This window comes from Deltaproteobacteria bacterium (genome assembly GCA_020848905.1).
In the GTDB taxonomy this organism is placed as follows: Bacteria; Myxococcota_A; Polyangia.
In genome coordinates, this window is record JADLHG010000005.1 from 265142 (window position 1) to 286071 (window position 20930).

At 70.0% G+C, this 20930-nt stretch carries 17 protein-coding genes; 11 read left to right on the forward strand and 6 right to left on the reverse strand.

Annotated features, from left to right (window positions below; translation table 11 throughout):
- Nucleotides 1-106 precede the first annotated feature (106 nt).
- A complete protein-coding gene (locus IT371_04030) occupies nt 107-1009 on the reverse strand; it encodes a hypothetical protein (protein ID MCC6746802.1) in 903 nt (300 codons plus the stop codon).
- 136 nt (nt 1010-1145) lie between these two features.
- Nucleotides 1146-2504, reverse strand: coding sequence for a hypothetical protein (locus IT371_04035; GenBank protein MCC6746803.1), 1359 nt, complete (start codon nt 2502-2504; stop codon nt 1146-1148).
- 840 nt (nt 2505-3344) lie between these two features.
- Between IT371_04035 and IT371_04040 the strand changes: the two genes are divergently transcribed.
- Complete coding sequence (locus tag IT371_04040) at nt 3345-4136, forward strand: SDR family oxidoreductase (GenBank protein MCC6746804.1); 792 nt, start codon at nt 3345-3347, stop codon at nt 4134-4136.
- Here IT371_04040 and IT371_04045 read toward each other — a convergent pair.
- The 3 genes from IT371_04045 to IT371_04055 form a co-directional block, all read right to left on the reverse strand.
- Nucleotides 4120-4842: a hypothetical protein gene (locus IT371_04045; protein MCC6746805.1), complete on the reverse strand. Its 723-nt coding sequence runs from the start codon at nt 4840-4842 to the stop codon at nt 4120-4122. The genes IT371_04040 and IT371_04045 overlap by 17 nt on opposite strands.
- A gap of 192 nt (nt 4843-5034) precedes the next feature.
- A complete protein-coding gene (locus IT371_04050) occupies nt 5035-5613 on the reverse strand; it encodes a hypothetical protein (GenBank protein ID MCC6746806.1) in 579 nt (192 codons plus the stop codon).
- A gap of 193 nt (nt 5614-5806) precedes the next feature.
- Nucleotides 5807-7306, reverse strand: a complete 1500-nt coding sequence (locus IT371_04055; protein MCC6746807.1) for a hypothetical protein — start codon at nt 7304-7306, stop codon at nt 5807-5809.
- Between the two features lie 217 nt (nt 7307-7523).
- Here IT371_04055 and IT371_04060 point away from each other — a divergent pair, with 217 nt between their 5' ends.
- The 3 genes from IT371_04060 (at nt 7524) to IT371_04070 (ending at nt 12590) form a co-directional block, all read left to right on the forward strand.
- Nucleotides 7524-9740, forward strand: a complete 2217-nt coding sequence (locus IT371_04060) for a molybdopterin-dependent oxidoreductase (GenBank protein ID MCC6746808.1) — start codon at nt 7524-7526, stop codon at nt 9738-9740.
- 371 nt (nt 9741-10111) lie between these two features.
- The gene (locus tag IT371_04065; protein ID MCC6746809.1) at nt 10112-11725 is read left to right on the forward strand and encodes a hypothetical protein; all 1614 of its coding nucleotides are present in this window, start codon (nt 10112-10114) and stop codon (nt 11723-11725) included.
- 10 nt (nt 11726-11735) lie between these two features.
- A complete protein-coding gene (locus tag IT371_04070; GenBank protein MCC6746810.1) occupies nt 11736-12590 on the forward strand; it encodes a hypothetical protein in 855 nt (284 codons plus the stop codon).
- Nucleotides 12591-12665: 75 nt separating this feature from the next.
- Here IT371_04070 and IT371_04075 read toward each other — a convergent pair whose 3' ends face one another.
- Nucleotides 12666-13157, reverse strand: a complete 492-nt coding sequence (locus IT371_04075) for a hypothetical protein (protein MCC6746811.1) — start codon at nt 13155-13157, stop codon at nt 12666-12668.
- Nucleotides 13158-13425: 268 nt separating this feature from the next.
- Here IT371_04075 and IT371_04080 point away from each other — a divergent pair, with 268 nt between their 5' ends.
- The 7 genes from IT371_04080 to IT371_04110 all read left to right on the forward strand — a co-directional run bounded on the left by IT371_04080 (nt 13426) and on the right by IT371_04110 (nt 20922).
- Nucleotides 13426-13953: a 3-hydroxyanthranilate 3,4-dioxygenase gene (locus IT371_04080; protein ID MCC6746812.1), complete on the forward strand. Its 528-nt coding sequence runs from the start codon at nt 13426-13428 to the stop codon at nt 13951-13953.
- On the forward strand, nt 13950-14972 hold the full coding sequence (locus tag IT371_04085) for an amidohydrolase (GenBank protein MCC6746813.1): 1023 nt from the start codon (nt 13950-13952) through the stop codon (nt 14970-14972). The genes IT371_04080 and IT371_04085 overlap by 4 nt, the downstream gene beginning before the upstream one ends.
- The gene (gene kynU / locus IT371_04090; protein MCC6746814.1) at nt 14969-16276 is read left to right on the forward strand and encodes a kynureninase; all 1308 of its coding nucleotides are present in this window, start codon (nt 14969-14971) and stop codon (nt 16274-16276) included. Before IT371_04085 ends, kynU begins: the two co-directional genes overlap by 4 nt.
- A 4-nt stretch (nt 16277-16280) precedes the next feature.
- Complete coding sequence (locus IT371_04095; GenBank protein ID MCC6746815.1) at nt 16281-17624, forward strand: FAD-dependent monooxygenase; 1344 nt, start codon at nt 16281-16283, stop codon at nt 17622-17624.
- Complete coding sequence (locus tag IT371_04100) at nt 17621-18412, forward strand: tryptophan 2,3-dioxygenase (GenBank protein MCC6746816.1); 792 nt, start codon at nt 17621-17623, stop codon at nt 18410-18412. The genes IT371_04095 and IT371_04100 overlap by 4 nt, the downstream gene beginning before the upstream one ends.
- 172 nt (nt 18413-18584) lie before the next feature.
- A complete protein-coding gene (locus tag IT371_04105) occupies nt 18585-20291 on the forward strand; it encodes a hypothetical protein (GenBank protein ID MCC6746817.1) in 1707 nt (568 codons plus the stop codon).
- Nucleotides 20292-20301: 10 nt separating this feature from the next.
- Nucleotides 20302-20922: a cyclase family protein gene (locus IT371_04110; protein ID MCC6746818.1), complete on the forward strand. Its 621-nt coding sequence runs from the start codon at nt 20302-20304 to the stop codon at nt 20920-20922.
- The last annotated feature ends 8 nt before the right edge of the window (nt 20923-20930 follow it).

Here is a 20930-nt window from a genome sequence, read left to right on the forward strand (position 1 = left end):
CGACGGGTGGCCGTGCGCATTTAGCCACCACCCCACCTGATGGGGGGTCGTGGAAGGACGTGCTTTCCGCCTTGATTGCCGTGCCGGCGCTCTTTCGCCGCGTCGCCTACCCGGTATCGGCCACCAGGACGTTGTGGAGTCTGCGCATGGCGTAGGTGCCAGGAGGGAAGATGACCTCGCGAAGACCGTGCCGGAATCGCTCGAACGCATCGCGATAGGCTTCGACGAATTGTCTGAAGCGCCGTAGGGCCTGGATGCGATGCAACCGGTCCTTGGCGGCAACACGCGGCGCGAGGGTGCGGCGAGCCTCCAGGGTCCTTGGACTGTCGCTCGGGCGCTGTGCGAGCACGGCCTTGACACCGAGTGGGGCTCGTCCCGCGAGTGCCTGTCCTCGACGCCCTTCAGTCTCGCGCACGCGCACTAGGTCCTGCACGCGTTCGACGAGCTGCGCGTTGCCCAACTCCGGGTAGACGCCCGGACGGTGATACCTGAGACGCAGGCTCGCCGGTACCGTGCCGTCGCACCGAAAGAAGACCGTTGGACGGCGAATCACGCAGGTGGTCCCTGCCACGTCACGAGGGGAGCTACGCAGTCCGGGCCAGTCGCGTCCGTGATGCACGAGGCCGGCGAGAACCGGGTTGGCCAGGCAATAGGCAATCTTGTCGAGGACGTCCGCGTCATCTTCCAGGCGCACTGCACTCGGTGGCTCGCAAGACCAGAGGTTCTCCCATCGGCCATAGGAGGCGTTGACGCACTTGGCGATGTAGACGTGCGCGATGCGCATGAATTCGGGGAGCTGCCCCTCGGGGTCGGTGACCACGACGTGCAAGTGATTGGACAGCACGCAGACCGCATGCAAACGCACGCCGGTTAGCTCCGAGGCCCAGGCGAGGCAGAAGGCAACAACTTGGGTCGTGGACTGGCAGGGCTTGAGCCAGAACTGCCGCTGCGTGCAGCGGCGGGTGATCAGGTAGATGCTGCCTGGTAGTACTTGTCGAGGGACGGACATGCTCCCGTTCTCGACGCGGTACCGCGTTCGTTGCGGCGTATCTGCGGCGAATCAACCCCGGTGCGGCGAATCGAATCAACCCCGGTGCGGCGAATCGGGAATCAACCCCGGTGCGGCGAATCGGATCTCGAAGCGGCTAGAAGTACGCGCTGAAGTCTGAGGGCACACACTGCGTGGTGCTCTTCACGGGAAGGCACGAGTAACCGGTCGGACACTTCTTGCCGCTGCACGGCGCGCCGCAGAACGTCTCCATCGAGTTCGTGACGATGCACAGGCCGCCCGGCTTGCATTCCGGTTTCTGCGGGTTGCAGTAATCGCCGAGGCCACCGCTGCTCGGCGGACAGACCTGCCCCTGACCTCCCTCGGGGACGATGCAGTCCGGTCGCTCGCAGCAGACCGGATTGAAGTAGAAGTGGTAGCAAGCGCACGTCGTGTTGGGCCGCCGTCCGTCGGAAAGCTCCTGGCAGTCGAGCATGACCTTTCCGTTCACGACCTTCGTGGGCCAGGTCCCGTCGGGCTTACAGGTGACCTGACCCCACCCGCAATACTGGAGCCCGTCGCACCACATGCGCTGCGCGGGGACGCAGCGGTCTCCGGGCTTCGGCGTAGCGCCAGGAACGGGTGTAGGCGACGTCTTCCACTCGCAGCGCGTTCCACCGAACTCGCTCCCCACGGTGCAGACCCAGGAACCGCCTCCCGGCACCGTGCCGGTAGAGGGGCTGCCGCTCGGCGCGGCCGGCGTACCGCCCGTACCGGGCGCGGGCGGAGTCCCGCCCGTCTGCTTCGGTCGGGTGCAGCGATAGGTCCCCGGCTCGCTCGCTAGCGGCGCACAGGTCCACCCCCCACCTCCGGGAGGCGTTCCCCCGGGCGGCACCGTGCCCACGCAGACCACCACCGTGGCGCCGCCAACGAGCGCCTCGTGACACTTCCAGCCCGAGCCCCCCGACGGGAGCCCACCGTTGTCGTCCGTCTTCTGGCAGACCAGGCCCTCCCCGCTGACGGTGCACTTCCACGTTCCGCCACCGCTCGGCGGAGGCTGACTCCCCGACGGAGGCTGACTCCCCGACGGTGGCTGACTCCCCGACGGAGGCTGACTCCCCGACGGTGGCTGACTCCCCGACGGTGGCTGGCTCCCCGACGGTGGCTGGCTCCCCGACGGTGGCTGGCTCCCCGACGGTGGCTGCGTCGCTTCACAGGTCAGCTGCGCGGGCCCCGCCACGCACGTCCACGCCGCCAGGCCGCCCGGCTTGTTGCTCGGGTTGGGCGGAAAGGTCGCCGTGCAGCGGACCTGTCCGCCGCTCCGCACGCAGGTCCACGAGGCTCCGCCCGACGAGGAACCCCCGCCAGAGCTCCCACCCGTGCCCGCCGGAAGCGCCTGTCCCGTATCTGCTGTCGTGCACACGTAGCTGGAGTTCGTCCACTGACACGTCCATCCCCCGGTGCCCGCGTCGCCGGGCGGCGTCGGCAACGGCTGGCTGCACTTGCTCTGGTTCAAGTTGCAGTTCCACAGATTGCGGCAGGTACACACCACACCGCGATCCGGGCTCCCGGTGCAGGTGAGCTCGGACGCAGGGCAACAGGCCACCGGGTCAGTACACGCGCCAAACGCATCGCCCCCGGCGCCGGTACCCGGAGATTCGGTGAATGGAGGAGCCTGCCCTGTACACGCCTGAAGGGCGAGCACGAGTGACGGGCCGATCAGCCCTGCCACGGTCCATCCGCGCCGTTGCATCCTCGTCCTCCTTTTTGGGGGCTCCGGCTCCGTCTAGGGGCAAGATGGGTGCCACGCCCCCCTCCGCTGCAGCGTCCGATCCGGGGGCCCAAACTCCGCAGGATGCGAGCGGACCTGCAACGCGCGGGGGTGCTACGCGCTCCAGACGAGCCGCCCACGCAGCCTGGGGGTCTCGTCCCCTCTGCGGAGGCTCCCCCAGCAGGAAAGTTGCCCCGCCTGTCGAGCCGGCCGGTGCGCCTCGGCGCCCTTCGCGCACCGCGCTCTCCATCGGGAATCGGCTCCGAGGCGGCGCCTGCCCTCGTCGCGCCGCACGCCGCTCGCTCACGCGACAAGGGAGGTGAACGGGGTGGGGATCTGCGCACCAGGCTGGGGGCGACGCCCTCGGTTCGCGCGCCGATCCCGGGATCGACGAACGCGGCACCCTGGGTCCCCGCTTGGCAGCGCGTGCCGCTGTGCGAGCGCAGCTAGTCTGCGTCGAGCACGCGGCCACCGCCACGAGCACGTTGTGGAGCCTGCGCAGGGCGTTCGCGTCCGCGGCAGGTCGATTGACGAGGTTGGCGGCCTCGCGTACAAGACCGCAGCGAGGGCGGAGGAGCGTCGATCATGGACCTGGGATTGAACGGCAAGGTTGCGCTCGTGGCTGCGTCGAGCCGCGGACTCGGCAAGGCCATCGCCACCACACTCGGTCGGGAAGGGGCGCGGCTGTGCCTGTGTGCGCGAGACCCCGACACCCTCGAGGCCACCGCAGATCGACTCTGCCAGGACACCGGCGCCGAGGTCTGCACCATCTCCCTAGACCTCGCCGACCGGGAGGCGCCGCGGCGCTTCGTCGAGGCGGCGCTCGAATTCGCGGGCGGCATCGACATCCTCGTCACGAACACGGGGGGCCCCCCGATGGGCACCCTCGCGGAGCTCTCCGACGAGCAGTGGCATCGCGCCGGGGAACAGGTGCTCCTGAGCGCAGCGCGCCTGATCCGCGAGGCGGTGCCGCACATGGAGCGGCGCGGCGGAGGGCGCATCGTGAACGTGACCAGCATCGCCGTGAAGGAGCCGATCGCCGGGCTCCTCCTGAGCAACGCCTATCGCGCCGCGGTGGTCGGCATGGCCAAGACGCTCGCGACCGAGCTCGCGCCCAAGAACATCCTCGTGAACAACGTCTGCCCCGGGCGCATCGCCACCGACCGCATCTTGCAGCTCGACGCCGCCCGCGCCGAGCGCACGGGCGCCTCGGTGGATCAGATCCGCGCCGAGTCGCTGCGCAAGATCCCCCTCGGGCGCTACGGCCAGCCGAGCGAGCTGGCCGCGCTCGTGGCCTTCCTCTGCTCGACGCAGGCGAGCTACGTCACGGGGGCGACGATCCAGTGCGACGGGGGGATGTTCAGCGGGTTGATGTAGCGGCGACGCGTTCCGCGCGGCGTTGCGCGGCCTCGGTGGCCTTGCGGTAGACGAACGCCCCCACGCGGCCCGGTAGCCGGATCCCCACGTTGCCCGCCTTGCCGAGCCGCAGCGTGTAGGCGTCCTTGCCCTCCTTGGCGCCATCCTGGAGACAGGTGACCGCGGCCCAGGCCTGCTTCGCGCCGAGGGTCGGAAGGGTCTGCGCGAAGAGGAAGCGCGACGGTCGATCCGTCTCGAGCAAGCTCACTCGCACGTTGCCGCGGGGCGCGTCCACCACCACGCTCGTCACCACGGCGTGCTCGCCCGCGCGCCGGACCGTGCCCGTGACGGCGGAGGCCCCGCGCCCCTGGAAGAGGTCGAGCTGCCCGAGCCCCGTCTCGCCCTGCCAGCGCGTGACGTTCCCGTAGCGTCCCTGCTCGCCCATCTGAAGGCTCGCCGTATCCCGATCGCTGCCCTCGCCGAGCGCGCGCCAGACCCCCCAGAAGCCCTCGGTCACGGCCCGACGAACCTCCGGCCCCATCGCGCCGAGCACGGGAGTCTTTCCGCCCGGGGCGGAGAGAAGCGGCAGGCCCAGCTTCCTCCACGCGTGCCGCGTGACCATGTTGACCTTGCTGTTCGGGTCGTCGGTCTCGGCCCGCGCCGGTCCCGCAAGGGCCGAGAGCAGCACAGCACACACCAGGGCCGCGCGAGGCGACGTCGCGTTCATCGAACTCTCCTTGGGTAGCACGGAGAGCCTGTGCAAGACGCCTGCCAGCCGCGAAGGTCTCCGCGACGACGAGGATCCAGTGGGTTGTCGTGCAGGTCTCTCTGCCGGCGGGGTGCGTCGTCCCCCCCAGGCGGCAGCTCTATCCGCCGCAGCCCCCCGCGCACCCGTCCCCGACCCGCGCGGGAAGAGGCCTCATCGCGCGCCACCCGTCGAGGCCCCGTGGTAGGTGGCCGCGTGATTGGCGCCGCTCCAGAGGCCAATGATCGAGCCCACCATGCCCCAGAAATACCGATGCACATCGGCCATGCTGGTAACCTCCTTGGCCCGCTCGAGGAGGCCGGAGCCGAGACCCGTCACGGCGGAGTATGTCACCGACTCGGCAACCCACGCTCCCGGGTTGCTGACCGGTCGCACGCCGAGCCCGCCCGACGGCCGGCGGAAGACGTTTCTGGCCACATTGAGTCCCTGCGTCAGCACCATCTGCGCCCCCGCAGCCGTCACGCCCATCGCGAGCGCCGGGCTGTGCCCGGACGCGGCGAGGTGCAGTCCGCCGGCGAAGAGCGTCGTGCCGACCGCCGCCACTAACGTGCGTGGGTGACGCTCCACGGCGGTGCGTACGAAGCGTCCCGCCGCCTGCCGACCGTCGCGGAGGAGCTGTCGCACGCCCCGGTGGCCCTGGGGGGCGTTCGGAGAGACCTTCGCCTGCGCGGGAGTCACTGCGAGCGTCATCGCGCCGGACAGCGCGGCTACAACGATTGCCTTCGCGAGCATGTCGCGTACCTCTTGGTTCGGGGGTGGATTCCCCCGAGCCCTGTGCACGCAGCGTGCCGCTCCATGCAGAATGCGCGACGCTGCAATCACGGGGACCTGGGACCGCCGTGGGCCACCCCCCCTCTCGTGTCGACTGGCTACGCTGACCACCGTGGCTCGGTCAGTCTGCGCGAAGACCGACGAGGCAGAGCCCTCAGCGCCCCGACGGCGCGGGCGGAAAGAGCGAGGTGCAGCCCGCGCAGGGCTCGATGGAATCGATCCTCGACACGCGGTCGAGGAAGGCGAAGAGCGAGGAGCTGGCCCGGCGCAGCTCGCGCAGTCGGGCACCGATGCGGCTCGCGCCGTCGGTCGAGGCGTACGCGCCGTAGAAGCCAAGATAGGCCTGGTTCACGCGACGCACCCAGTACCTGTCGCCGTGCCGATCCGTGTGCGCGAGCCACGAACGTCGCTCGGCCTCCATCGTCTCCTCGGCTTCTTTCACGAGGCCCTGACCGAGGAGCTCCTCCACCTGGACGCGCAGGTCGCTGCGGGCCTTCCCGAGGTTGAACTCCGGGGCCTGATCGGTCGGCGCGGGCGCGTCGTACGCCTGCCACTCGACCGGGTAGTGACGCCGGGCCATGAGCTCGGCCAGCTCGGCGCCCACCAGGTCCGCCACCGTCTCGTTCACGCTCTTCAGGTCGTAGCTCTTCCCGTACGCGCGCCCGAGAGGCATCGCTCCCAGATAGACGTGCGTCCACTCGTGCGCGATGGTGACGAGCATGGGCACGACGGAGCCCGAGTTGTTGTAGCCGACGAGCGTAGGCAGCACGGCCACCCCGCCCACCTGGGCCATGTACGCCGAGACGTCGCAGCGCCCCTCCAGGGTCTTCTCCACCCGGCGGGAGTCCGAGAGATCCAGCGTCGTGTCGAACATCGCCACAGCCGAGGAATCGAGGCTGGTGCGCGGCGAGACGAACAGGAAGACCGGCGGCTCGCCGAAGGAGAACAGGGGAGGCGGAAAGGCCGCCTCGCGGCTCGACGGCAAGACCCGACCCAGCACCTTCACGCAGCCGGCGTAGTCCACGCCCTTAGCGGAGCCCGCGCTCTTCCCCGTCACGCGATAGAGGACGTTCTTGAGGCCGCTCTCGAGCTCCGCGCTGCCGAGGTGCAGCGCCGTGCAGAGAAAGTGCGCCGTGAAGAAGCCGCTCTCGCTGAGCGCCGCCGCGAGCTGGTCGCGCAGGATCGCCTCGACGGCCGAGTTCTGCGCCTCGAGCGCCGCCCGGGCCGTCGCGACCTTCGCCCTCTGCTCGGCGACCGACGCGGCCGGCGGCGGAAGCGCCGGATCCTCGCTCAGCGCCTGGTTCAGGTCCCGCTGCAGGCGGTTCTTCTGGATCGCAGCCGCGGCATAGGCCCGCACGCGCTCGAACGCGTCCGTCGTGAAGGAGGCGCCCTTCGGGGGACGGCTGAGGAGCTGATGCAGCTCCCAGAGGCCGAAGTCCTTGAGCTCCCGCCGCAGCCAGCGCCCCTCGCTGAAGGTGGGAGGCTCTCCCTCGTAGCCCGAGCCCTTCCACCAGTCGCACCCGTCGGGAATACGACCCGCGACGCTGCGCGTCTGGTCGCCCCCCTCGGGGGTCTCTCCCTCCGGGGCGCACGCCGAAAGTGCCAGCACAGCTCCGCCCAGGACCACCAGCACGGCACGAGGAACGCGCGTCATCGGGACCTCCGGGGGCTCCGCCACTGCAGGCCACGTGCCACGGGCGCAGCGCCCCGGGACGGCGCCTGACGCACCGCGCTCCGTCGGAGGGCGCGCCAGGCGTCGGGGCCCGGGCCACGCCGCAGCCGGCCGGTCGACTGGCCGCGTTGGCCACCGCAGGCGTCCCCTCGGGGAAGGGGCGATTGCAAAAGCGGGCGAGATTCTCGACTCTCGCGGGATGAGCGACTGGAAGAGATCGGCCTGCATCCTCTGTGAGTGCAACTGCGGCCTCGAAGTGGAACTCGGCGGGGAGGGGGGCCGCCACCTGACCCAGCTACGCGGCGACAAGCGGCACCCGGCCTCGCGCGGCTACGCCTGCGAGAAGGCGCAGCGCCTCGACCGGTACCAGCATCAGCAGGGGCGCGTCCTCTCGCCGCTCCGCCGTCGGCCGAACGGGAGCTTTGAGCCGATCAGTTGGGAGGTCGCGATCCGCGAGGTGGCCGAGCGCCTCGCCCGGGTGCGCGACACCTTCGGCGGCGACGCGATCTTCTACTACGGCGGCGGAGGTCAGGGAAACCACCTGCCCGGCGCGTACGCCACCTCTACGCGTCGGCTGCTCGGCTCGCGCTACCGCTCGAGCGCGCTCGCGCAGGAGAAGACCGGCGAGTTCTGGGTGTGCCAGCGCATGTTCGGCTCGCCCACGCGCGCCGACTTCGAGCACTGCGACGTGGCGCTCTTCCTCGGCAAGAATCCGTGGCAGTCGCATTCGATTCCGCGCGCGCGCCTCACGCTGCGGGAGCTGGCGAAGGATCCCGCGCGCACGCTGATCGTGATCGATCCGCGCCGGACCGAGACCGCCGAGCTCGCCGACCTGCACCTGCAGGTCCGCCCGGGCACCGACGCCTGGCTGCTCTCCGCGCTCCTCGCCATCCTCCTTGCGGAGAACGGCTTCGACCGCGCCTTCATCGCCGGCCACACGCGCGGAGCCGAGACGATCTTCGAGTCTTTGCGCACCATCGACGTCGGCGCGCACTGCGCCCGCGCCGGGGTCGACGAGGCGCTGGTCCGCCGCGCGGCCGGCGCGATCGGCTCGGCACGAGCCTTCGCGAGCTTCGAGGATCTGGGCGTGCAGATGAACCACGGCTCCACGCTCGTGAGCTACCTGCACCGCCTGCTCATCGCGCTCACGGGCAGCTTCGGCAAGCCCGGCACGCACTACGTCCCCACGCCGATGGTCGACCTCTCCGGCGGCGCTCTCGGCAAGACGAGTCCCGTCGTCGGCGCGCCGATCATCGCCGGGCTGGTGCCGTGCAACGTGATCGCCGAGGAGATCCTGACCGATCACCCGCAGCGCTACCGAGCGATGCTCGTCGAGGCGGCGAACCCGGCGCACTCGCTCGCCGACTCACCGCGCCTGCGCGAGGCGCTGCGCGCGCTCGACACCGTGGTGGTGATCGACGTGTGCATGAGCGAGACCGCCGAGCTCGCCGACTACGTGCTCCCCGCCGCCACGCAGTTCGAGAAGGCCGAGGCCACCTTCTTCAACTTCGACTTCCCGCAAAACGTCTTCCACCTGCGCCAGCGCCTCTTCGCCCCGCCCGAGGGGCCGCTCCCCGAGGCGGAGATCCACGCCCGGCTGGCCGAGGCGCTCGACGCGGTCTCCGAGCTCGACTACGCGCCGCTGCGCGAGGCTGCGAAGGCGGGTCGCGCCGCCTACGTGCAGACCTTCATGGCCCGCGTCCTCGGAGATCGGCGACTCGCGCCGCTCGCCCCCGTGCTGCTCTACCGCACGCTCGACCTCCCCGAGGAGCTGCGCGAGGGCGCGGTGGTGCTCGGCCTCGCCTTGCGCGCCGCCATGGCCGCGCCCGCCTCGCTTGCCCGCGCCGGGTACGACGGCCCACCGCTCGCCGCGGCGCTCGCGCTCTTCGAGAAGCTCCTCGCCTCGCCGTCGGGCCTGGTCTTCGCGGTGGACGAATGGGCCGACCTGCGAAGGCGCGTGCCGACCATCGAGCTGCACCTTCCGGACCTGCTGGAGGAGCTCGGCAAGCTGCTCGCCGCACCACCCCTCGCACGCGACGCCGAGTTCCCCTACGTGCTCTCCGCCGGCGAGCGCCGCTCCTTCACGGCCAACACGATCCTGCGCGACCCTGCCTGGCGCAGGAAGGACCCCGACGGTGCGCTGCGCCTCAGCCCGGCTGACGCCGCGGCGCTCGGGCTCTCCACGGGCGACCGCGTGCGCCTCACCACCCGGCGCGGCGCGGCCACGGTGTCTGTAGAGGTGAGCGACACCATGCAGCCCGGACACCTCTCCCTGCCGAACGGCCTCGGCACGCGCTACGGAGAGACGACCCCGGGGGTGGCCCCCAACGAGCTCACCGCGCTAGAGGACCGCGACCCGTTCGTGGGCACGCCGTGGCACAAGCACGTCCCCGCGCGCCTCGAGCGTCTCGAATGAGAGGCCGCGGAGCGTAGTGGCTCCTTGGCCGGAGCCCATCCACCAGACTGACTCGCACGTCCGTACGGGCGGTTCGGCAGGTCGAGCACCTCGCGAGCAATGCGGGCGCGGTCGTCCTTCTGCCTGCGCTCCGTCACGCATGGACCCGGTACCGGCCCCGCGGTACGAGCAGGCGACGCCACTGGCCGACGAATGATGGGAGTCAACTCGCGAGAACGCACGCTTGACGCGAGAGCGGCGTCCGTGAGAAGAGGCGTTTGGGGGTCATTCGCGGCAATTCTTCCACCACCGCGTTCTCACCGCAGCAAAGGGGGCCACGATGAAGAGACAGCGTTCGGGAGAAGCTCGTCGTCCAGGCACGGAGGCTTGGCTTGGCTTGGCTTGTGCTCTCGCCACTCGTAGGCAACTGCGGCGAGCGTGCTGAACCGGGCCCGGAGCCGCCGGGCGGGCCGCCGCTAAGATCCAAGACCTTCAAGTCCACCTCGACCTGGTACCCGGTCCAGTGCGCGGGGACCACGACCTACCCGGCCGACATCAGCATCCTGCACTACCAGGCGAAGGACCTACATTCAGAGGACAATGTCTACGCCAATTCGGTGACGCGCCCCTGGCGCATGCTCTTCAGCCAGAACGTCACGAATGTGCGGCTTCGGTTCGCCTCGGCACAGAGCTTCAACATCGAGGCGTACTTCGACGGTCTCGACCTCACGTACCGCAATGGCACGCGTACCTGGCACAACATGTCGGTACCGCCGTTTTCTCCGAATCTCACGGAGGCCTTTAACGTCTTCGGCGCCGGGGCCGAGACGGGCTACCTGGATTTCAAGTGGCGCACGGATGCGTTTGATAATTTCATGGGCTATAACGTCGACGGCCTCCGTCCGGCGTGCCACAACCAGGGCGCCCCGGCCAATAACTTGTTCGTCCAATCGAACTACCCGCACGAGGCGCTGCTCCTCGGTGACGGCGACGTCATCTACGTCTATCTCTGGCAGCCTCCCGGCTACGATCTGGGACTGGTTCTCTGGCCTTCCGAGGCAAACCCGGCCTCCGACTTCGACGTCTACGCAAGCACAACCGCGACCCTGCCGTCGGCCACGAACTCCCAATGGGGAAGCGCGATGGGCGCCGGCCACCCAGAGTTCATCAAGATCCCTGCCTTCACGGGGCCAAATGCGAGGCGCGTGAACATCGCCATCGGGTCCTATTCCGGCGCCGGCCAGCTTCGCTTCTACGCCAACCTCCACACGCCGGCGAGCAGTCCGGCCTGCCCGAACGCGATCACCGTGCGCACGAACTTCGCGCCCACGACCGCGCAGAAGCTCCACATCAAGAATCTGCTCCGCAAGACGACCCAGGCCTTCTACTTCGCCACGGACGGAAGGCACTTCATCGATACCTGGAACGTCCAGTGGAACAACCCGTCCACGAGCTTCTACCCCACCGGGATGATGTTCATGAAGGAGACGGGACTCCCGAACCAGTGCTATGGGCTGCAGCACACCTGCGACAACGAGTACGGCGCCTACGTGATGCTCGAACATTCCGCATGGTGCGGCTGTGACCCGACCTCACCGTCGTGCGCAAGCTGCGCGGCAGACAAGACCACGCAGGACGCCACTCGGAATTGGGCTGCAGACACCTCTACTCATGAGCTCGGGCATTGCATCTACCACCTCGCCGACGAATACCTTGGCGGAGGGCTCTATCAGGGCGGGTGCGGGCACTCAATAATGTCCTCCCCTGCATCTGTGGTTGCCAAGAATGGGGTCGACTTCTGCGATGCCAACAACGCCGGACGCGACCCGCAACCGGGGGAGAGCGGGCACTCCGTAGCCCGCAACAACTGGGGCTGCATGCAGAGTCGCTGCCCTAGCTTCGTGCCCTACCCAAACAATGCGACGCCAGACCCGTTCTACTGGACGGCGAGCCAAGCGGTCCTCGACTACCCGTTCGGCCAGTACATCACCATCAACGAACAGTGAGGAGCCGACCATGATGACGACATCTCGTGTCCTTCTTCTCGGCCTCTTCCTCGTGAGCTGTCGCGCCAGCACCCATGCCGATGCCGGCACGGGACTCGATCATGCTTCACCTTCAAGAGACGGCATGGCGGGCCCCAGGATCAGCGTCAGCGTGTCCTACCTGCACCTATTGAGCAACCTCCCGGCGGATAGTTCGGTGCATCCACACGTCGTAACGTCGGGGATCGCCTCGGCCGAGGAGATGGTCCGGCAGCTCACGGCCGCGACAACTCTGACGGTGTGGAAGAGCAAGACGGTCCTGCCGAGCGCCTGGAAGATCGCCTGGAATGGTGGAACCCAGTTCAGCATGGAGTTCGCGCCTACGGCGGGGTTCTCTGCCGACACCGACTACGTCCTGACCATCCGCAAGCAGGGCGCGGTCGTCCCTACGCGCGAGGTGAGCCTCTTTCGTATCGGATCGCTACCACGGGTGAAGCAAGTATGCTTCGGCCCAGCGGTCAAGGGCATGGGGACGGACATCGGATCAGTCACCGTGCGGCTCTCTGAAACAGTAGCGGCGTCCTCACTCCTCCTCGAGCTAAGCCGCAGGGCAGACTCGGGCTGGGCGGCCTTCGCTGCTCCCATCCCGATGAGCACGCAAGGTGCTGGGACGGAAATGCGCTTCACCTTCGCCGCGCCGCTCGACCCGAACGTGCCGGTCAAGCTCGTCCTCCCCGCAACCGTCGAGGCGCCGACCGGCAAGAAGCTCGACGGCAAGTACAGCGGCCAGAGCGGCTCGGGCCCCCTCGAGGTCGAGCTCCTCCCCGGCAAGTACGCCAAGAAGGGGAACGCGGCCGACTGCTGGGAGCCGACGCTGACCTACTGATGCGGACGCCTCAAGGCGAGTTGACGGTCGGATGCGCTTCACGCAGCCGATGCGACGGCTCCTAGCCGCGCGCGGCTATTGGCCGTAGGCCGCGGTGAGCTGGGGATCCACGGCGATGCTGGCCCGCAGTGCGCGCTTCACGACGGCGCGGCGCGCGACGGCGTGGTCGCTCGCCCAGTCGGCGGGCGTGAGAGCCAGGAGCACCCCGGCCGGCAGACCCCACCAGGCGACGGTGTTGGGCTCGGCGCCAAGGTGCCAGAGCAGGCCGGTCATGGCCACCATCAGCGCCGTGCCCGCGCGTTTCACGAAACGCCCGCCCGCACCCGGAGCGCGCACTTCATAGAAGGTCGTGGCGAGCTGCGGGTTCTGTCGCATCAGCTGGCCGAAGGCCCCCGAGAGGCGAATGTGGCGCACCGCCTCCACCGGACCGCCGAAGATGCGCCCGAGGATGCGGCCTGGGGTTCCGACGAAGGAGGGCTGTTTCGCCTCGGCCGTGCTTCCGAGCACGCACAGGGCGAGCAGCGAGGCGCAGCCGACGGCGGCAGAGCGTCGAAGCGAAGAAGTCATGGCGGTCTCCTAACCCTGGTCCAGCTGCACCTCTCGTGCCACGGCAGCTACCGCCGGATTCCGAGGGGATCGCCCGCTGGAGGCGGCGAAGGCGCTGGCCAGCCCTGGCACCTCCGGCCACGCGAGACGAGACCCCGTCGCCCGGACTGCACGCCCCTGCCACGGGCCCGTAGCCCCGCCCCCCCGGACGACGTATTGGGGCTGCGAGGCCGTCGGCCCGTGGCGCGTCGCCCGGACCCACGCGTCTCCACGCCGACGGAGAAGCCGCGTGCCCCAGCTTCGTTCCCTCAACCTCAAGCGCTGGATCGACGAGCACCGCCACCTGCTGAGGCCACCGGTCGGCAACGCGCAGGTCTACCCGGACGCGGAGTTCATCGTGATGGTGGTCGGGGGCCCGAACTCCCGGAAGGACTTCCACGTCGACCCCGGAGAGGAGCTCTTCTTCCAGCTCGAGGGGGACATGGTCCTGCGCGTGATGGAGGACGGTCGCCCGCGCGACGTGCCGATCCGCGAGGGAGAGCTGCTCCTGCTGCCGCCGCTCGTACCGCACTCGCCGCAGCGCACCGCCGGGACCGTCGGACTCGTCGTGGAGCGGCAGCGGCGCGAGGACGAGCTCGACCTCTTGCGCTGGTACTGCGAGCGCTGCCACCGCGTGCTCCACGAAGCGAACTTTCGGCTGGTGGACATCACGACCCAGCTCAAGCCGGTGATGGAGGCCTTCTACGCCAGCGCCACCCTCCGTACCTGCACGAGCTGCGGCCAGGTGATGGAGCCGCCTCCCCCGGCCCTCCCTTGAAGGTCGACCTGCACACGCATATCCTGCCCGAGCGCTGGCCCGACCTCGAGCGGCGCTACGGCGCGGCGGGCTTTCCGCGCCTCGAGCACCACGCCCCCGGCTGCGCGCGCATCCTCGTCGGCGAGCGGGTCTTCCGCGAGCTCCAGTCGAACAGCTGGGACCCGGCCGTGCGCCTCGCCGAGTGCGACCGCGACGGCGTGCGCCTGCAGGTCCTCTCCACCGTGCCGCTCATGTTCTGCTACTGGGCGCGCCCCGCCGACGGCGCCGACCTCGCGCGGTTGCTCAACGATCACCTGGCCGAGGTGGTCGCACGCCACCCGGGGCGCTTCGTCGGCCTCGGCACGCTGCCGCTGCAGGAGCCGGAGCTCGCGGCCCGCGAGCTGGAGCGGTGCGTGCGGGACCTCGGTCTTCGCGGCGCGCAGATCGGCACCCACGTCGGCGAGTGGAACCTGGACCACCCCGCGCTCTTTCCCGTCTTCGAGCGCGCGCAGGCCCTCGACGCCGCGCTCTTCGTCCACCCCTGGGAGATGCTCGCCCCCGAGCGCATGACCAAGTACTGGCTCCCCTGGCTCGTGGGTATGCCGACGGAGACGACCCTCGCCATCTGCTCGGTCATCTTCGGCGGCGTCCTCGAGCGGCTGCCGCGCCTGCGCCTCGGCTTCGCGCACGGGGGCGGGGCCTTCCCGTTCACGCTCGGCCGCATCCAGCACGGCTTCGAGGTCCGCCCCGACCTCTGCGCCACCGACAACCCTCATCCGCCGCTGCGCTACCTGACGCGCCTGACCTTCGACGCGCTCGTGCACGACGCCGAGGCGCTCCGGTTCCTGATCAAGCGGGTGGGCGTGGAGCGCGTGGCTCTCGGTTCGGACTACCCCTTCCCCCTCGGAGAGGCGCACCCCGGCGCCCTCATCGCGTCGCTCCCCGAGCTCGTCCCCGCCGAGCGCGAGCGCCTCCTCTCGGGGACCGCGCTCGAGTTCCTGGGGCTCGCCGCGGCGCAGGGGAAGGAGCGACCACGATGACCTCGGCCCCCACCGCCACGCCCAACGCCGCCTCGGCGTCCTTCGCCCCGACCCTCGCCGGCGCCCGCGTCCTCGACGCGACCGATCCGCTCGCCCCGCTGCGCAGCGAGTTCCTGTTCCCCCGCGCCGCGAATGGCGAACCCGCGCTCTATTTCTGCGGCAACTCGCTCGGCCTGCAGCCCCGCGGAGTCCGCGCCGCGCTCGACGAGGAGCTCGAGGACTGGGCTCGTCTGGCCGTGGACGCGCACTTCGAGGGCCGCCACCCCTGGTACAGCTACCACGAACAGTTCCGCTACAGCGGCGCACGGCTCGTGGGCGCTCGCCCCGGCGAGGTGGTGCTGATGAACAGCCTCACCGTGAACCTGCACCTGCTCCTCGCCAGCTTCTACCGGCCCACGGCGAAGCGGTACCGGATCCTGATCGACGAGCCGGCCTTCCCCTCGGACCGCTACGTCGTGACCTCCCAGCTCGCGCACCACGGCTTCGACCCCCGCGAGGGCTTGCTCACGGTCGCACCGCGCCCCGGCGCCCACACCGTCGCCCCCGAGCAGCTCGAGGAGCTCCTCGCCAGCCGAGGGGACGAGATCGCCCTCGTGCTCCTCGGCGCAGTGAACTTCTTCTCCGGGCAGCTCTTCGACCTTCCGCGGCTCGCGCGCGCCGCACACGCCGCGGGCGCGACCTTCGGTCTCGACCTGGCCCACGCCGCGGGGAACGTGGAGCTCGCGCTGCACGACTGGGAGGTGGACTTCGCCGCCTGGTGTTCCTACAAGTACCTGAACGCGGGTCCGGGGGCCGTGGCCGGCGCCTTCGTCCACGAGCGACACGGCGCCAACCTCGCGCTGCCGCGCCTCGCCGGCTGGTGGGGCAACGACCCGGTCACCCGCTTCCAGATGCACCTCCAGCCGGAGTTCGTGCCGCGCTCCGGCGCGGAGGGCTGGCAGCTCAGCAACCCTCCGATCCTGGCCCTGGCCCCGCTGCGCAGCTCGCTCGCGCTCTTCGACCGCGTCGGGATGCCTGCGCTGCGCCAGAAGTCCGAGCGCCTCACCGGCTACCTCGAGTTTCTCCTCGACCGGCTCCCCGGGGGGACGCTCGAGCTCATCACGCCGCGCACCCCCGCGGCGCGCGGTTGCCAGCTCTCCCTCCTCGTGCGCAAGGATCCGGAGCGCCTCAAGGCCGCCCTCACAGCCGGCGGCGCGGTCTGCGACTTCCGCCCGCCGAACGTGCTGCGCGTCGCCCCCGTGCCTCTCTACAACCGCTTCGAAGACGTCTTCCGCCTCTTCGAGCTGCTCAGGCAAGCGAGCTGAGAGCATGTCCACTTCGTATCGGGACACACGCGTCACCGTCGCCGGCGCGGGCCTCGGCGGCACCCTCGCCGCCACGATGCTGGCCCAGCTCGGGTTCGAGGTGGAGCTCTTCGAGCGCCGCGCCGACCTGCGCGCGTCCCAGGCCGAGCGCGGCCGCTCGATCAACCTGGCCGTCTCGGCGCGCGGGATCCACGCCCTCGAACAGGTAGGGCTGGCGCAGGAGATCCTGGAGCACGCCATCCCGATGCGCGGGCGCATGCTGCACCAGGCGGACGGCACGACGAGCTACCTGCCCTACAGCGCGAGCGGGAAGGAGGCCATCTGGTCCTTCTCGCGCACCGGGCTCAACCAGGCGCTCCTCGACGCGGCCGAACGCCTGCCGAACCTCTCGCTCCGCTTTCGGCACCGCTGCACCGATGCGGACCTCGCCACGGGGAGCGCCACGTTCCTCGACGAGGCGACAGGGCAGACGTTCGAAAACCACAACGCCTTCCTCGTCGGGGCGGACGGTGCCTTCTCGGCCGTGCGACGCGCCATGCAGCGCCTCGACCGCTTCGACTACCGGCAGGACTTCCTCTCGCACGGCTACAAGGAGCTCACCATCCCCGCCCGGAGCGGTGGTGGATTCGCCCTCGACCCGCACGCGCTGCACATCTGGCCCCGCGGCTCGTTCATGATGATCGCGCTCCCCAACCGGGACGAATCCTTCACCTGCACCATCTTCTGGCCCTTCGAAGGGCCCGACAGCTTCGCCGAGCTCGTCACGCCGGGCCGCGTCCGCGCCTTCTTCGAGCGGCACTTCGCCGACGCCGTGCCGCTGATGCCCACGCTGATCGAGGACTTCATCTCGAACCCCACGAGCTCCCTCGTCACGGTCCGCTGCGCCCCCTGGTACGTCAGCGACAAGATCGTGCTCCTCGGGGACGCGGCGCACGCCGTGGTCCCTTTCTACGGCCAGGGGATGAACGCGTCGTTCGAGGACTGCGTGGTGCTGAAGGAGTGCCTCGTCCAGCACGAGCTGGACTTCGGCGCGGCGTTTCGCACGTACTTCGCGCGGCGCAAGCCGCACGTCGACGCGCTCGCCGAGCTGGCCATCGGCAACTTTCTCGAGATGCGCGACAAGGTCGCGTCCCGCTGGTTCAGGGGGCGCAAGCACCTCGAGCACCTGCTGCAGCGGCTGCTCCCCTTCTGGTACCTGCCGCTCTACGACATGGTGAGCTTCACCCGCATCCCCTACGGCGACGCGGTGGCGCGCGCCCGTCACCAGGACCGCACCGTGCTCGGCGCGGCTCTCGGTCTCGGCCTGCTCCTCGCCAGCGCCGCCCTGCTCTTCGGAGTCCTGCGATGACCAGCAAGCACGTCACCTATCAAAGCTACCTGAAGCTCGATCAGCTCCTGGCCCTGCAAGCGGCCAGCTCCGAGCCGCCCGAACACGACGAGCTCCTCTTCATCGTGATCCACCAGGTCTACGAGCTCTGGTTCAAGCTCACGCTCCACGAGCTGGACAAGGTCCATCGCGATCTGCGCAACGGCGAGCTCTTCGACGCCATCGCCGGGCTGAAGCGCGTGCGCACGATCCTGAAGACGCTCGTGGGCCAGCTCGACGTCCTCGAGACCATGACCCCCATCTCCTTCGCCAGCTTCCGGCACCGGCTCGAGGCTTCGTCGGGCTTCCAGTCGGTGCAGTTCCGCGAGCTGGAGTACCTCCTCGGCTACAAGCGCCCCGAGATGCTCGTGCACTACGAGAAGGGGACGCCGTCCTACGCCCAGCTCGAACGCCGCCTCGACGATCCATCGCTGATGGACGCGCTCTATCACTTCCTCGAGGGACGCGGCGCCGAGATCCCGAAGGAGCTCCTGACGCGGAACCGCCGCCAGCCCACCGAGCCGAGCGAGGCGTTTCAGCGCGAGCTCCTGCGGCTGTACCGGGACGAGCAGGATCTGGCAGTGCTCCTCGAGCTCCTGACCGACCTCGACGAGGGCCTGCAGGAGTGGCGCTACCGGCACGTGAAGATGGTCGAGCGCACCATCGGCACGAAGAGCGGCACGGGGGGCTCCTCGGGCGTCGCCTTCTTGCAGAAGTCCCTCTTCAAACCCGTCTTTCCGGACCTCTGGGCCCTCCGCAACCTCCTCTGACGAGGGGCCGACGCGACGAACGCTCCCCCTGCCCCTGAGGTGCCCACGGGAGTCCGCGTTGACTCCGCGCGCAGGCCTCCGGTTCCGAGTGTCCCGCCCGCGGGCGGAGCGGCACAGAGTCGTGGGGGCCCATGGTCCGACCCGTGGCACGCGCGGTGCATCGCCTCCCGCCATGCCGCAGCATCCCTGCCGGACCCCGGCCGTCCTCGTCCTTGGCCTCGCACTCCCCCTTGCGATGGCCCTCGCGGCCTGTGCACCGGATCCTGACGGTTCGGGCCGGCCCCGCTCCGCGCAGCAGACGGGCCGCTACTTCCCGCCGGGCTGCAACGGCCCCATCGAGAGCTGCGTCCCGGTCACCTCCTGGGTGGGACCGGGGCAGGCGGGAACGCACCAGCAGGACCGCGCCGCCTTCACGCAGCGGCAGCCCGCGGGGAGCGAAACGAAGATCTCCCCGCAGGCGTCGGTGCAGCGCGCAGCGGAGGGCAGTGCTCCACTCGTGCTGCTGCTCGTGAATCAGCGCCTCGCCGCGCCGCTCGGGCCGCGGCTCGAGCGCTACCGGCGCGACCTCGAGGCCGAGGGCTTTCTCGTCGAGCAGGAGTGGGTCACGGTCGTCGCGGGCACCACTCCGCAGGGGATCAAAGACCGCCTCCTCGCGCGGGCGACGCGGGGGCTCGTCGGGGCCGTGCTCGTCGGGGATTTCCCCACCGCCTGGTACCGTCACGCGAACGACTTCGACGGGGCGACGGTGGAGTTTCCGATCGATCTCTTCTTCATGGACCTGGATGGCGCGTGGACCGAGCTCGGCCCCGGCCTCTACGGCGCGCACACCGGCAACGTGGCGCCCGAGGTCTTCGTCGGCCGCATCCAGGCCCACAACCTCTCGGCCGAAGGGACCGAGTCGGACCTCCTCGCGGGCTACTTCGACCGCAACCACATCTATCGCACGGGGGGGAGCACCCTGCCCGACGTGGCGCTGGCCTATCAGGACGACGACTGGACCGCGGCCGGCTTCTCGAACACGCTCGCCGAGGCGTACGGCGCCTTGACGCAGGTCCTCGCCCCGGCGGCGACCACCGCCGCGGACTACGGCGCGCGACTCGACCACGGCTGGGGCGCGAACGAAGGCTCCACCTACGTGCACCTGATGGCGCACTCGTATCCGCACGGGCACTGGTTCAAGACCTCGAGCCCGGACTGGTTTTACCAGAGCCATCTGGTGGCGAACGCCCGGCGCACGCACTTCTTCAACCTCTTCAACTGCTCGGGGGCGCGCCACACCGAGGCGAATTACTTCGGCGGGCTCTATGTGTTCGGGCGCGGCCAGGGGCTCGGTGCCGTCGGGCCCACCAAGACCGGCGCCATGCTGGTCTTCGAGGACTACTACCAGCCGCTGGCCACGCGCGTGACCTTCGGCGAGGCGTATCGCTCCTGGTTCCAGCGCCGCGCCGAGGGGGGCTTCGACGACGGCGAGAAGAGCTGGTACTACGGCATGACCTACCTCGGGGACCCCACGCTGCGCGCGAAGGGGGCGCACCACAGCGCGATGGCGCTCTCCACGAGCGTGCTCTCGCACCTGGCCGACGCCGCGACCGGGCCGCGCCGCTACCGCGTCTCCGTGCGCACCACGACCGGCGCGCCGCTCGCCTTCGGCGTGACCGTGCCCCCCGAGGCCGCGAGCTGGCTCACCGCGCAGACCGACGGTGCGAGCCAGCTCGAGCTCACGGTGGATGCGACGGCGCTCCCCCTCGGGATCCACAGCGCCTCCGTCCAGGTGACCAGCCCCACCGCCGGCCTCCTGCGCCCCGACCAGACGATCGCGGTCACCGTGACCCGCGTGCCGAAGGTCTTCTCGGTGTTCATGCCGCTCCTGCAGCGGTAGCCTCTCGCGGATGCTCTACGATCTCAGTCCCCCGCTGACCCCGGGCAGCGCGGTGTGGCCCGGCGACACGCCCCTCTCGCGCGAGGTGCTGGCCGACCTCGCCCGCGGCGACAACCTCACGCTCTCCTCGCTGCACGCGACCGTGCACCTCGGCGCGCACGCCGATGCCCCGAGCCATTACGGCAAGGGCGCTCCGAGCATCGAGGCCCGCTCCCTCGAGCCCTACCTCGGCCCGTGCCAGGTGCTGCGCGTGCCTGGCATGCGCGGGCGCCGCATTCCGCCGGACGCGCTTCCCGCGCGGCTCGAGGCCCCCCGCGTACTCCTCTGCACGGGCACCTTCCCCGACCCGGAACGCTTCGCCGAGGACTTCGCCGCGCTCGGCCCCGAGCTGGTGGAGCGGCTCGCGCGCGAGGGCGTCGTGCTCGTGGGCCTCGACACTCCCAGCGTGGATCCGTTCAGCTCGAAGGCCCTCGAGAGCCACCAGGCCTGCCTCGCGCACGATCTCTCGGTGCTCGAGGGGCTCGTGCTCTCGCACGTGCCCGAAGGCCTCTACGAGCTCATCGCGCTGCCACTACCCCTCGTGGGCTTCGACGCGAGTCCGGTGCGCGCGGTGCTGCGCACGCGGGAGTAAGTCCCACG

What these genes read in the sequence shown, in the direction of transcription:
- IT371_04050 (MCC6746806.1), bottom strand. Translation starts at nt 5,613, where the DNA reads ATGCTCGCGAAGGCAATCGTTGTAGCCGCGCTGTCCGGCGCGATGACG.
- IT371_04045 (MCC6746805.1), bottom strand. Translation starts at nt 4,842, where the DNA reads ATGAACGCGACGTCGCCTCGCGCGGCCCTGGTGTGTGCTGTGCTGCTC.
- IT371_04095 (MCC6746815.1), top strand. Translation starts at nt 16,281, where the DNA reads ATGTCCACTTCGTATCGGGACACACGCGTCACCGTCGCCGGCGCGGGC.
- IT371_04070 (MCC6746810.1), top strand. Translation starts at nt 11,736, where the DNA reads ATGATGACGACATCTCGTGTCCTTCTTCTCGGCCTCTTCCTCGTGAGC.
- kynU (MCC6746814.1), top strand. Translation starts at nt 14,969, where the DNA reads ATGACCTCGGCCCCCACCGCCACGCCCAACGCCGCCTCGGCGTCCTTC.
- IT371_04100 (MCC6746816.1), top strand. Translation starts at nt 17,621, where the DNA reads ATGACCAGCAAGCACGTCACCTATCAAAGCTACCTGAAGCTCGATCAG.
- IT371_04055 (MCC6746807.1), bottom strand. Translation starts at nt 7,306, where the DNA reads ATGACGCGCGTTCCTCGTGCCGTGCTGGTGGTCCTGGGCGGAGCTGTG.
- IT371_04105 (MCC6746817.1), top strand. Translation starts at nt 18,585, where the DNA reads ATGCCGCAGCATCCCTGCCGGACCCCGGCCGTCCTCGTCCTTGGCCTC.
- IT371_04030 (MCC6746802.1), bottom strand. Translation starts at nt 1,009, where the DNA reads ATGTCCGTCCCTCGACAAGTACTACCAGGCAGCATCTACCTGATCACC.
- IT371_04075 (MCC6746811.1), bottom strand. Translation starts at nt 13,157, where the DNA reads ATGACTTCTTCGCTTCGACGCTCTGCCGCCGTCGGCTGCGCCTCGCTG.
- IT371_04040 (MCC6746804.1), top strand. Translation starts at nt 3,345, where the DNA reads ATGGACCTGGGATTGAACGGCAAGGTTGCGCTCGTGGCTGCGTCGAGC.
- IT371_04110 (MCC6746818.1), top strand. Translation starts at nt 20,302, where the DNA reads ATGCTCTACGATCTCAGTCCCCCGCTGACCCCGGGCAGCGCGGTGTGG.
- IT371_04060 (MCC6746808.1), top strand. Translation starts at nt 7,524, where the DNA reads ATGAGCGACTGGAAGAGATCGGCCTGCATCCTCTGTGAGTGCAACTGC.